Raw genomic sequence first — 12,366 nt, forward strand, 5'->3', positions numbered from 1 at the left:
TGGGGAATGAAACCCCACATTAGGGGGTGATGTTCCCCACGCTGTGGGGGAAAAATCAAGGTCAGGAAATATAGTTTGAAACTTGCCAAATGTAAGGAACAGGTTTATTCATTTCATACTATAAAACGATAACCGAAGAATGGTATATTGTGTATTTACTCACTTGTCAACAGTAAAAGATTAGGCTTAATGGAATAAAATCGCTAACTTTGCGTTTGGAAACAATAATAAGAAAGGAAACGATTATGAAGATTTTGCAGAGTTCAGTGTTCCGTGCCATCTGTGCCATTGTTGTTGGCGGAATGCTAATCAAGAATCCGGACAGTACGGTGAAAGGCATTACGATAGCCATCGGTGTGCTTTTCCTCATCTCCGGCGTCATATCATGCGTTGTGTATTTCAATGCCCGTATGCACAGTGCCGACAATGAGGTTTACGATTCCAACGGCAGACTCCTCGTCGGCGGCAGACCGGCATTCCCTATCGTTGGATTGGGCAGCGTGATTCTCGGTTTCGTATTGGCGCTTATGCCGGGAGCTTTCGTCACATCGCTGATGTATGTGCTCAGCGGCATATTGCTGCTCGGAGCCCTCAATCAGTTTCTTGTGCTTATCCAGGCCCGCAAGTTCGCACGTCTGCCGATGTGGTATTGGGTGTGCCCTTCGCTGATATTGCTCACTGGTATATTTGTTATGGTGAAGCCGATGGAGTCGGCAGGACTGCCATTGCTTATCATCGGATGGTGTCTGCTGTTTTATGGCGTGTCAGAGTGTATCAGTGCGTTCAAGATACATCAATACCGTCGTATGCTGTCGAAAAGCGACAAGGCAAGTGACGGTGAAAAAGAATAAACCCGAATCGGTCGTTAGGGCTTGCTTGGATTTTGATTTTTAGAAGAGTGGATTTAGTTTGACTTTTAATGAGTAATAGCGAGCTATTGCGAATTAAAAACAAGCAAAAGACGCCTTATAAAAAACAAAAGACTGCAAGCAGCATTAAAAAATACAATAAACGGCCTAATGACCGATTTGGGATAAATGAATACAGCGTCAGTTCTTTGCTGCCTGCTTCTTGTTTATGATCCTTGTCATCACCATATTTATGGCGATGAAGAGGATAATGTCGATAAGCACGATCAGCGAGATGCATACGTATGGAATCATTGCCAGATTGATGATGATGTATGCCAGCTGCAGTGAGAGTATCGAAACGAGAGTCTGATGCTGGTTCAGACCGATGGCAAGGAACTTGTGGTGTATGTGTCTCTTGTCAGGATTGAAAATCGGCGTGTGGTGTTTCATTCTTACGATTATCACGCGGAACACATCGAAGGTGGGCACTATCATCAGACTGTATGCAAAGGCGAGACACACTTTCTCGTATGGCATATCGCTGCAGAACAGCGTGATGTCGTATTTGCCGCATGGAATGAGGTCGGGACGGCTCATTGCAAATTTGATGGTGAAGAAGCTGAGCATGAAGCCGATGGTGAGGCTTCCCGAATCGCCCATGAAAATCTTCAGTCCCTTTTCTGGATTGCCGAAGATGTTGTAGTACATGTAGGCCAACAGGATTCCCATCAGTCCGGCGATGAGAATGCAGTAGATATACAGTTCTATGCAATAGAAACCATAGAGGAATCCTCCCAATGCTATGAATGCGAGCCCTGCTGCCAGTCCGTCGATGCCGTCGATGAGGTTCATGGCGTTGTCGATGAATGCTATGCAGAGCACCGTGAGAGGGAATCCCACGGCGAACGGGATCTCATAGATGCCGCAGAATCCGTATAGATTGTTGATATATAGGCCTGAGATTGGCAGCAGACTGGCTGCTATGATCTGGAACATGAACTTTATCTTGGCCTGTACTCCCACGATGTCGTCAACTATGCCCACGGCATATATTATCAGCAGACTTATCATGCAACTTGCCGTCCATTGGTTTATCACGATTTTCTGGTCGCCCGTGATGTTCTCGTAGGTGAGCAGCATTATGATTGCTGCCAGCAGCATGCTTGGCAGGAAGGAAATTCCGCCGAGTCGGGGGATCGCCGCATGGTGGACCTTGCGTTCGTCGGGAATGTCGTAGAGCTTGTTCCTTCTGCAGAAGTTCAGAATGAATGGTATGAAGCAGAAGCCCGTGAGCATGCTTATGAGAAATGTGCCTATTAGCAGTAATGATATCGTGTTCATTGTTATATTTAAGTCTGTATTTATCCTGTGACGCGCTTGGCCGGCAGCGAAAGCCACACTATGGCGAGCGTCAATTTTTAGTATTATAACACTGAAATTCGGTTAATATTGTATAAGTAATGTCTTTTTTCTGTACTTTGTGTTACAAATCCAATGATAGAACGTCGAAAAGATATGCACCTCAGGGTGTATTGGTATTGTAAATTACAGAATAACAACATTTTCAGAAACATTATGGATATGAAACCATTATTGCCGGCTATACTTTTTGCCGTCTCTCTCGATGCTGCTTTTGCGTCAGGTGTCAGAGACGATGAAACAAAAGTTGGCTCCGGACAGGCATATGCATCAGCTGTTGCCATTTCAGACTTGATGGAAAACGGCGACATAGTTAGGTTGAGTCAGGTGGGCGCCAAGGCTATGCCGGCAGACATCGCTCCGCTGGGCAAGCTTCCGTTCAAGATGAAACAGGTAAAACGGCCAGTGTTCAAGTCAAACCGTATGATAATCAGCGATGGCGACAAGGATTCAGCAGGCAAGGTGACCAAGGCTTTGAATGCCAAGATTGCTCAACTGTCGGCAATGGGCGGCGGACGACTCATCGTGCCTGAAGGCAGATGGCTGACGGGTAGGGTAGAGCTGCAGAGCAACGTGGAGCTTTATCTTGCCGAAGGTGCTCGTCTGGAGTTTTCGGCATCGATAGCCGATTATCAGCCAGCAGTATTCACCCGCCATGAGGGTATAGAAGTTGTGGGAGCAGGAGCTTTCATCTATGCCAACGGAGCGAAGAACATCGCTCTGACAGGACATGGCGTGGTGTCCGGTCCGCCGATGGATGTGGAGATGAGGACTCTGCGCAACGGCAACAGTGTGGTGGAGAAAGATGTGGACTATCGGCTGCCAGTGGCAGAGAGACTCTGCGACGGACTCGACGGCCGCACCTTTTACCGTCCGAAGTCGTTTGCGCCAATCAACTGCAAGAATGTGCTCGTAGAGGGAGTCACCTTTGAACGCAGCGTGTTGTGGAACATCAATCCCATATATTGTGATAATGTCATAATACGCGGTGTCACTGTGAATTCCGTGGGAGTTCCAAGTGGCGACGGCATCGACATCTCGTCGTGTAAGAACGTGCTGATAGAGTATTCCACTCTCAGTTGCGGCGACGACTGCTTCACGCTGAAGAGCGGAAGGGCAGAAGACGGCTTGAGAGTGGGCAGACCTACAGAGAACGTCGTCATCAGATATTGTCTTGCCGAGAAGGGACATGGCGGCATAACCTGTGGCAGCGAGACGGCGGCAGGAATAAAGAATGTGTATCTGCATCATTGTGTGTTCAACGGCACACGCACAGGCTTCAGATTCAAAACGAGACGCAATCGAGGCGGTGGAATATGGGACATCGCCTACGACAATGTGCGGCTCATCGACGTGGCAGAAGCATTCACATGGGACCTCCTCGGTTCGCGCATGTATATGGGGGAATTGGCACAACGCAATCCGCCTCTTGCCGTCACTGCGCTCACTCCAGTGGTGAAAGACATCACGATAAGGAATTTCATCATCGAGTCTGCCGACCGCATGATGAGTATGAACACCATACCCGAAGTGCCTACAACGGGAGTGCTGCTGGAGAATGGAGTGGTGAGGACCAACCGCATCTTCAAGACGCTCAACGATGTCGGTTCGTTGACGCTGAGAAACATCACTATACAGGCTACCGACAACAACATCAATATCGACAACAGCCGTGGCATAACCTTTGACAACGTTACATTCTACGTGCCAGGCGATTCGCTGAGATACAACATCAAAGGCGGCAAGGCAGAGAAGCCTGTATTGAAATGAAACAGATAGAAACCAATAACGTTTGAGCAATGAGAAAAATATCATCAGTAATGTTGCTTCTGTTGTTCTGTATGGCAGTGTCAGCCGGTGGTTACGACATGGCGAAGAGGGATTCCATCCTCTCCGTCATTACAGGTGCACATATGCCAAAGAAGAAAGTGAACATTTTGAAATACGGCGCTAAGGGCGACGGAAAGAAAGATTGTCTGCCTGCATTCAAAAAGGCTATGGCGCAGTCGAAGAAGAATGGCGGACTGCACATTGTGGTGCCTGCAGGCACATACTATTTGCAGGGACCTATACATTTTGAGAGCAATACCTGTCTGGAACTATCCGAAGGTGCCATATTGCGCTTTTCGCCAGATCCGCAGTTTTATCTCCCTATGGTGAAGACCAGTTGGGAGGGGACATTCCTTCAGAATTACTCTCCGTTCATATATGGCTATGGTCTGCATGACATATCCATTATCGGCAAGGGAACAATTGATGGCAATGCTTCAACCACCTTTGCCACATGGCGCAAAAAACAGAAACCAGCGCAGCAACTGTCGCGGAATATGAACCATAAGGAGACTCCCGTCCCTGAACGCAACTTCGGTGAAGGATCGTGGCTACGTCCGCAGCTGATACAGTTTTTCGGATGTACCAACATTACGCTTGCCGACTTCTTTGTCACCAATTCTCCGTTCTGGTGTATTCATCTGCTCAAGAGCGAGAACATCATATGCCGATCGCTGCGTTATGACGCCAAGCTTGTGAACAATGACGGTATAGACCCGGAGATGTCGCGAAATATACTTGTCGAAGACGTATCGTTCAATAATGGCGACGACAATGTGGCGATAAAGAGCGGACGCGACAATGACGGATGGGCGGCGGCTTCTCCGTCAGAGAACATTATTATCCGCCGCTGCCGTTTCAAGGGATTGCATGCTGTGGTGATAGGCAGCGAGATGTCGGCAGGAGTGAGAAACGTATTTGTGGAAGACTGCACCTATGCCGGATATTGCAAACGCGGCATCTTCGTGAAAACGAATCCCAACCGCGGCGGATTTGTGGAAGGGCTTTATGTCAGGAACTGTGAATTCGGCGAGGTGGAAGACCTTTTCTATGTCACGAGCATGTATGCCGGTGAGGGAATGGACGATACCCACTTCTCTGTTGTCAGAAACATCTTCGTTGACGGACTTCGATGCGACAAGGCTCGCATTGGCGGTATTATATTGCAGGGTACAGAGGCAAAGCCGATATCAGATGTCGTGTTTCGGAATGTGGATATAAAGGAAGTGAAAAACGCCCTCAGCATGGATAATACAGAGGGCGTTATGTTCGCGGGCTGTCATCTGGGCGGAAAGGCTGGTGTGCCAACACAGGTGACGGCAAAAGACAAGATTTTCAATTAGTTGACGAGTTGACGAGTAGACAAGCAGACAATGATATTGTCCTTTGATATAAATATGACAATCTGGGAATATCCTTGTTCGCTTGTCTGCTTGGTAATTCGTTTTATCAGAATCTGAACTGCAGCTGGACGTCTGCCATATTATAGTTGTGCTTGTTCAGTGTGCGGTCGTTTACGAAAACATATTCGGCGGTGACTCCAATGTTCTTAGAGAACTTGTAGTCGGCGCCGATTTCATACATGGTCTTCGACTTGTCCCATTCGCCGTTGCGGCGATACATGTTGTAGCGTGCCTTCACATGGGCTTTCTTCTTCTTGATAGGGGCGATGGCGAGTGCATACACACCATCGGCCTTGCTGCCATAGCCGTTGAGCGTAAGGTCTGCGTTCTTCTCGTTGTCGGAAGTCTTGAAACCTTCACCCGTGCTGTGGATATATTCAGAACGGAAAGTCCAGTCGCTCTTGGTCACGTATTCCGCACTCACGGCATATCGGTGTTGCGGCAGGCTTTTTGTCACGCTGTGTTTCTGTCCCGCCTCATCGGTATAGCTCCATTTGCGGGCATAAGAACCCTCCAGGCCGAACACTCCGATGCGCATTCCCTCTACAGGCATCACCCACACGCCGCCAGCCACTGTTTTCTGCTGGTCAACGTCCTTGCGGTTTATTCCCTGACCGTTGAACACTCCTGCCTGATAGTGGAACAGAGGTCTGCCTTTGCCGACATTCAGAAAATCACCCTGCAACTGTATACCGATGTCGCGACCGTTGCTCGACTGCTGTCCTGACCGGTCGGAGAATCCAGACAGGCAGCTCACATTCTGGCTGTAGCTCATAAAGCCCTGGTCGATAGGGTGCATGGGGTTCTCAAAGGTGAATGGCAATTTGAACTGTCCTGCCTTTACTCTCAGGAATGGATATTTCTGCCATTCTGCAAATAGGTCAACGAGGCGTGGCGATGTGCCGTTGTTCGTCGTGTTGCCATTTATCTGCATCTGGGCCTTCCAGTAGAAGTCACCTTTCAACCGCCCGTCAAGAGACACTCTCACCAGGCGCAGGTCGAAAGTGTTCGACTTGTTGCCCTGTTGGCCGGAGTATTGGTATTCCACGAGACCGTAGCCCGACAGTTTGATGTTACTGAACCATGGCGTTTGTTTCGTTTCTTGAGCAAACGTCGTTGCCGCCATCATAAGGGCGGCTGCCAAAGTAAGTTTTCTCATATCTTATTTTATCTTGTGTTTTTTTCTGGGTATTTCTGTTATGTATGGTCATGTTGATCTTGCCATATTTCCGCCTTTCCTGGATAGTCAAATACCAACATTATGTCACTACAAGTGCGCAAAGGTACTTCATTTTCTCTTACTGACCAAGGTTTGTCGTCTGAATTGGTTCTTTGTAAATACACTTTGTCAATCATTCTGTGTCGTCCTGACGTATGTTCAGGAATATGAAATAGCATAACCCAAAACGGTCATTAGGACGTTTACCTTTATTTTTTTATGACTGCTTGCAGTCTTTTGCTTTTTATAAGCGTCTTTTGTCTGTTTTTTAATTCGCAATAGCTCGCTATTACTCATTAAAAGTCAAACAAAATCCACTCTTCTAAAATATCAAAATACAAGCAAGCCATAATGGTCGATTTGGGATAAAGACGTCGCTTTGTGATGGTTTTGTTTTCTTTCTAAAAAGACAAGCCGGAATGATGATGGTCCTTTGATTTCCATCATCACTCCGACTCATTGTAGTTTGTTATTCAGCTCCGTATAGAAGTGTATAGACTTTTTATGCAAGAATTGCATCTGCAAGTGCTTCGAGGGCAGGGATGTCACCCTCTTTCATCACGCCGCGCAGTGTTACAAGGTCGCCCTTTATCGTGATGTTTTTCATCTCTTCGAGCATCTGCTTCATCACTCTGCCTGCACTCGGTGCCCAGCTGCCGTTCTCGATAATGGAAACCTCGCGCTTCTGCCAAGCCTTGATTTTGAGATGATGCAGGAAGTCGAACATCGGAGGGAAGAGACCGGCGTCGTAGCTAGATGCTGCGAGTATCACCTTGCCATATTTGAATGCGTCTTCGATGGCTTCAGCAAGGTCGTCGCGGCATAGATCGGTGATAGCCACCTTCTTGCAGCCCTTAGCCCGCAGTATGTCGGCGAGTTTCTCAGCTGCCGCTTTTGTGCATCCGTGTATTGAGGCGTGAGCGATAAGAACACCTTCTGCTTCCACTCCATAACTGCTCCATATGGTGTAGAGACGCAGTGCCTCCTGCATCTTCTCACCGCTGAGAAATGGTCCGTGTAGTGGCAGAATCATATTTATGTCGAGCTGCGATGCTTTCTTGAGCAGTGTGGAAACAGGACCTCCGTATTTTCCGCAGATATTGAAGTAGTAGCGGCGTGCCTCACAAGCCCAGTCGTCCGGGTCGGCATCCATGACACCGAATTTGCCGAATCCATCGGCAGCGAACAATACCTTGTCGAGAGCATCATATGTCACCATCACTTCAGGCCAGTGTACCATCGGTGCCATAACGAAATGCAATGTGTGTTTGCCAAGTTCAAGAGTGTCGCCTTCTTTGACGGCGATAACGCAGTCGTCCACATTCAGTTCCGGGAAGAAAAGCGGAATCATGGTCTTTGCTTTTGCTGAGCATACGATCTTTATTTCAGGGTACATCGCCTTCACCTCAGCTATGCCGCTAGCATGGTCTGGTTCGAGATGCTGCACTACGAGATAGTCTGGTTTGCGACCGTCGAGGCCTTCTGTCAGGTTCTTTTTCCATTCCTCCATAGTGCGCTTGTCAGAGGTGTCCATGATAGCCACTTTCTCATCCATGATGAGGAAAGAGTTGTAGCACATGCCCTCTGGTACGTTATACTGCGACTCAAAGAGTCGAATGTCGGCATCATCGCAACCGATATAATAAATGGTGTCTGTAACTTTTTTCATGTTTATATTATTATTGTTTTTATTTCTATAAGGTGGATAATATTCTTTTTGCCTCTTCTGCAGACAATCCTGTAGCGACGGTAATCATGTTTATATCTGCTCCTATGGCCTTCAGTCGCTTTACTGTTTCGATTTTTTCTTTCTCTATACCTTCCGCACGTCCTTCCGCACGTCCTTCCGCACGTCCTTCATTGGGGCAGTGGAAAATTTATTACTTCAATTTAGAAACTTCATCGAGTGACATTCCCGTCATTTCTGCAACAAGTTCAGCAGAAATACCCTTGAGAAGCATTTTTTTCGCAACCTCTACAATTCCTTCTGCACGTCCTTCTGCACGTCCTTCCGCCAATCCGTCTTGCTTGGCACCTTCAAGAACGGATAATGTGTCACGATATTTCCTGAGACCAACATCATATTTCATTCGCTCCTGTCTCGAAAGGGAGGCGACGTCAGCAATCTGTTCCAGTCTCTTGAAAACCGAACTTTTGGCTGCCCAAGGTAATCTTGTCAATGTCTCCATATTCTTCAGTACATATATCCATTTGTCAAAATCTGTATCACACTCGTCGGCTTCCTTGGTGAATAAAGGGAGCTGCATGAAAGTCATCCTCATCTTATCTGAGAATAGCTTGTTGTTTCCCTTGTCTGCCAATCCTATATCCGACCGGAACTTCTTGTCAAAGTCCATCGGGCAAAAATTCAGAAAGGCTACAAGATACACCGCATCGATGTTGTATTTCCAGTCTGTTCCCCTTTCTCCTTGTCTTGCTATGGCTTCACATACATAATAGATGCTCCGGTTCTTGAAATAAGGCTGTGACTTGTTTTGCATTTCCACGATGATGTTTTCTCCTTTTTCCGTTTGGCAGTATATGTCGTATATAAGCGAACGGTCGTCTTCGAAGAGGGCTGGTTGTTCTTTATCGAGGAATGTAATGTTTGTTATGCGTTCTTCGCCGAGCAGCAGACTGTTGAGAAAATCAATAATCAGCGGCTTGGATATCTCTTGTCCGAAAATCCTTTTGAATCCTATGTCTGTAAAAGGGTTGATGAATTTTGCCATAATGAGACATTTAATGAAGTTTATTTGCAAAGATAATGCTTTTTATTAAATCTGCAATTATCTTTGCTCTTTTATGAAAGGAATTTGTTGTTTTTTGAATGTGGCGTATTGGTCATCCACATCCTTCGCTCTTCTGGTTCCATCTTTTCTATGGCATATCGTAGAGTGGTACGAGGCATTGTCTCGTGGTGCTCAGACAGAAATCCACGTAGCACTTCGATATTCCTTTTCCCCACTTCTCTTAACATCCATCCCGTAGCTTTGTGTATGAGGTCGTGTGGATGGTGGAGCAGTTTTTTGGCAATGCGCAAGGTGTCGCCAAACTGTCCTTCCTTTATCAGAGCTGCGGTAGATACTATGGATATACGCTGTTCCCACAGGTTTGAACTTGCCGACAGCGTGTCGAGAATGTTGCGATCAGGCATCGTGCCGTCGGGTAGGGGATGGAGGAGAAACGTTCCGATGATATAGCTGCAAGATAGGTCAACAAGGTCCCAATTGTTGGCTTGTATGGCATGGAGCAGATAGAAATCGGCAATCTCTTTCCTGCGGTCAGGTTGACCAGTGCCGTTCCTTTTCGGTAATGCAGCCTTCATCTCTTCAACGAGCAGAAGGAATCCGCAGAGTCTAACCTCATGCCACTCTGAATAGAGCAACTTCTCTATTTCGCTTAGTGTCATGCTGAGTCGTGCCTCTTTCACAACGAGTCGTGTCTGCGGCACTTTCAGTCCGAGGAAGCTGTCTCCCTCTCCATATTCTCCTTTGCCGGTCTTGAAAAACCGTTGCAGAATCTCTCGTTGCTTTTCGTTCTCCATGCCGCGCATGGCTTCAATGATATCTTTGGCTGTAATCATGTTTTTTCCTTCTGTGTAAATAAAAAGAAGCCGCTGAAACTCAGCGACTTCTTGTAGTAGATAATGGAGTGGAGCTGGAGGGATTCGAACCCTCGTCCAAACAGGGAAACCATACGTTTTCTACATGCTTATCTTGGACTTCATTTTCGAGCTGTGGCAAGACCCAAGCCACCAACCGCAGCCTTATCCTCTAAAATCTCATTACGTTGGCGAGGCACAACGCAACTATTTCCGATTTAACCGCACCGCTTTACCAAAGAGCCTCGGAACAACGGCCTTTGAGCGATGTCTCGTCCTGCTACCTGGTAGCGGGATAAAGCCAGTAATCTACTGTACTTCGATTAGGCAGCGAGAGCGTAGTTGTTTTCGCCAGATAAATTGTTGACTGTCGAGATTAAGGAGCCGGCAGACTGCGCTCCGCATGCTTACGTACCATTCCTACCCGCTGTCAAATCCAGTCAACCCCTAAGTGTTGTACATTACTGAAATACAACGTTTTGTGTACTGAGAAATCCTTTTTGTGGACAATATGTGGACATAAATCCTTGATTATCATCCCCATTTCAAGTGATTTCCTTCTGCAAAGATAGCGCAAATGCCTGAAACCACAAAATATAACAGCAATAATTTGCATGTGTGTGGACAACTTTTCATTGCGATTCTTTATGAAAGATGTCGGTAAGCGTATCTGCGATGCAGTCTTGTACACGTTCATTTGTCATTATATACCTTTAACGGGTTAGAAAAGTGTCATAGTATCATTTTCCGGCTTGTCAAAGAATCTAAAGTTCACTAACTCAACGAGTTGACTTGATGATACTTTTCTGGATTCTTTACAGAAAAGTATCATTGAAGTATCATCGAAGTCTCATCGGGGCATTAATGGCTTTTTATAGAAAAAACTATGGATTTTCATCGAAACATCAATCGGTTTTTCTATCGAAAACCACTCAAATTCCACTCAAATTCCATCGACACGTCATCATAGATAAAGTGTTTTGCATATCCATTACGAGCGTATTCATTCTATTAAAGTTTTTGTTACTGTTTTTGCAGGAAACGTGCCCACTTGGGGCAAGCAGCGTGCCCCACTTGAGTAAGCAGCGTTCCCCTATTGGGCAAGCATCGTGCCCATTTTTGTGTCTTTTTGATTTGTTTTTCAGGAAGGCTCGTTGTCTCATTATTATGGCTAATCCACAAGTTGGGCGACAACCGTTCCGATATGCAGATTATGACACTTGTAATTTTCCCAAATGTGATGTTTTGTTACGGCAAGGTTGATTCCTTGCAAAAGATAAGACGCATGTTGCGCCAATTTTTAAATAAAATATAGTACCTTTGCAAAAATTATGCAATAAAAGAGCCGTTTGTCGGTTTTAAAGAAAATAAGAAATAAGTAAATAAACAAAGTGAGTAATCAAAATACAGAAGAGGTGAGCGGTTTCGAAGGCAGCCATGACGCGATGGGCTGTGTTCAGCGAACCGTCAAGCGCCTGTTTGACATAGTCTTCTCTCTTGCCGGCATGATAATCCTCTCGCCGGTCTATCTGGTGATAGCCATCATGCTGAAGAGACAGAAAAACGGTCCTGCTATATTTTCGCAGGAGCGCATCGGATATAGAGGGAAGCCGTTTACCATTTACAAGTTCCGCACCATGAGCGAGCCTGAGAAGGAGCCTCAGCTTGTGGCGAAAAGCAGCATAGGGCAGTCCACAAAGACTGAGTTGTTCTTGCGTGAGCATCATCTCGACGAATTGCCCCAGCTCTGGAATGTGCTGAAGGGCGACATGTCGTTTGTAGGTCCCCGTCCGGAGCGCCGGTTTTATATCGACAAGATTATGGCCAACGACCCCAGCTATGTGCTCATCTATGAGATGAGGCCCGGACTGACGTCGGAAGCCACCCTCTATAATGGCTATACCGATACTATGGAAAAGATGCTGATCCGTCTGCATATGGATACCGACTATCTGAAGCGCAGGTCGCTGGCTCTTGATGCCAGCATCATTGCCAAGACGTTCATCAGCATCGTGAGCGGAAAAAAGTTCTAACATAAAA

The 12,366-nt window shown here is 46.6% G+C and carries 9 protein-coding genes and 1 other RNA gene; 4 read left to right on the forward strand and 6 right to left on the reverse strand.

Annotated features, from left to right (window positions below):
• Window positions 1-245: 245 nt before the first annotated feature.
• Window positions 246-851: an HdeD family acid-resistance protein gene (locus QVO99_RS06170; protein ID WP_022316730.1), complete on the forward strand. Its 606-nt coding sequence runs from the start codon at window positions 246-248 to the stop codon at window positions 849-851.
• A gap of 198 nt (window positions 852-1,049) precedes the next feature.
• Here QVO99_RS06170 and QVO99_RS06175 read toward each other — a convergent pair whose 3' ends face one another.
• Window positions 1,050-2,192 (reverse strand): MraY family glycosyltransferase, encoded by a 1,143-nt coding sequence (locus tag QVO99_RS06175; protein WP_022316731.1) that lies wholly within the window; start codon window positions 2,190-2,192, stop codon window positions 1,050-1,052.
• A gap of 240 nt (window positions 2,193-2,432) precedes the next feature.
• Between QVO99_RS06175 and QVO99_RS06180 the strand changes: the two genes are divergently transcribed.
• Both QVO99_RS06180 and QVO99_RS06185 read left to right on the forward strand, forming a co-directional pair.
• On the forward strand, window positions 2,433-4,040 hold the full coding sequence (locus QVO99_RS06180) for a glycoside hydrolase family 28 protein (RefSeq protein ID WP_288177003.1): 1,608 nt from the start codon (window positions 2,433-2,435) through the stop codon (window positions 4,038-4,040).
• Window positions 4,041-4,090: 50 nt separating this feature from the next.
• Complete coding sequence (locus tag QVO99_RS06185; RefSeq protein WP_022316733.1) at window positions 4,091-5,443, forward strand: glycoside hydrolase family 28 protein; 1,353 nt, start codon at window positions 4,091-4,093, stop codon at window positions 5,441-5,443.
• A gap of 106 nt (window positions 5,444-5,549) precedes the next feature.
• On the opposite strand, the gene QVO99_RS06190 is transcribed toward QVO99_RS06185, so the two are convergent.
• The 5 genes from QVO99_RS06190 to ssrA form a co-directional block, all read right to left on the reverse strand.
• Window positions 5,550-6,662, reverse strand: coding sequence for a porin (locus QVO99_RS06190; RefSeq protein WP_022316734.1), 1,113 nt, complete (start codon window positions 6,660-6,662; stop codon window positions 5,550-5,552).
• Between the two features lie 562 nt (window positions 6,663-7,224).
• Window positions 7,225-8,391 carry an FprA family A-type flavoprotein gene (locus tag QVO99_RS06195; protein ID WP_022316735.1) on the reverse strand — a complete coding sequence of 389 codons (1,167 nt, stop codon included), beginning with the start codon at window positions 8,389-8,391 and terminating at the stop codon, window positions 7,225-7,227.
• Between the two features lie 211 nt (window positions 8,392-8,602).
• A complete protein-coding gene (locus tag QVO99_RS06200; protein ID WP_022316736.1) occupies window positions 8,603-9,454 on the reverse strand; it encodes an Rpn family recombination-promoting nuclease/putative transposase in 852 nt (283 codons plus the stop codon).
• 71 nt (window positions 9,455-9,525) lie between these two features.
• Window positions 9,526-10,308, reverse strand: coding sequence for a DNA alkylation repair protein (locus QVO99_RS06205; protein ID WP_022316737.1), 783 nt, complete (start codon window positions 10,306-10,308; stop codon window positions 9,526-9,528).
• Window positions 10,309-10,374: 66 nt separating this feature from the next.
• Window positions 10,375-10,774, reverse strand: a transfer-messenger RNA (tmRNA) gene (gene ssrA / locus QVO99_RS06210).
• Between the two features lie 997 nt (window positions 10,775-11,771).
• Between ssrA and QVO99_RS06215 the strand changes: the two genes are divergently transcribed.
• The gene (locus QVO99_RS06215; RefSeq protein ID WP_042519065.1) at window positions 11,772-12,359 is read left to right on the forward strand and encodes a sugar transferase; all 588 of its coding nucleotides are present in this window, start codon (window positions 11,772-11,774) and stop codon (window positions 12,357-12,359) included.
• Window positions 12,360-12,366: the final 7 nt, after the last annotated feature.

Origin of the sequence: Prevotella sp. CAG:592 (assembly GCF_000436015.1) — a bacterium.
Classification (GTDB): Bacteria; Bacteroidota; Bacteroidia; order Bacteroidales; family Bacteroidaceae; genus Prevotella; species Prevotella pectinovora.

Bases quoted from the DNA above. Each gene is read 5' to 3' on its own strand.
- QVO99_RS06190 (WP_022316734.1), bottom strand. From the start codon at position 6,662: ATGAGAAAACTTACTTTGGCAGCCGCCCTTATGATGGCGGCAACGACG.
- QVO99_RS06215 (WP_042519065.1), top strand. From the start codon at position 11,772: ATGGGCTGTGTTCAGCGAACCGTCAAGCGCCTGTTTGACATAGTCTTC.
- QVO99_RS06195 (WP_022316735.1), bottom strand. From the start codon at position 8,391: ATGAAAAAAGTTACAGACACCATTTATTATATCGGTTGCGATGATGCC.
- QVO99_RS06175 (WP_022316731.1), bottom strand. From the start codon at position 2,192: ATGAACACGATATCATTACTGCTAATAGGCACATTTCTCATAAGCATG.
- QVO99_RS06170 (WP_022316730.1), top strand. From the start codon at position 246: ATGAAGATTTTGCAGAGTTCAGTGTTCCGTGCCATCTGTGCCATTGTT.
- QVO99_RS06180 (WP_288177003.1), top strand. From the start codon at position 2,433: ATGAAACCATTATTGCCGGCTATACTTTTTGCCGTCTCTCTCGATGCT.
- QVO99_RS06185 (WP_022316733.1), top strand. From the start codon at position 4,091: ATGTTGCTTCTGTTGTTCTGTATGGCAGTGTCAGCCGGTGGTTACGAC.
- QVO99_RS06200 (WP_022316736.1), bottom strand. From the start codon at position 9,454: ATGGCAAAATTCATCAACCCTTTTACAGACATAGGATTCAAAAGGATT.
- QVO99_RS06205 (WP_022316737.1), bottom strand. From the start codon at position 10,308: ATGATTACAGCCAAAGATATCATTGAAGCCATGCGCGGCATGGAGAAC.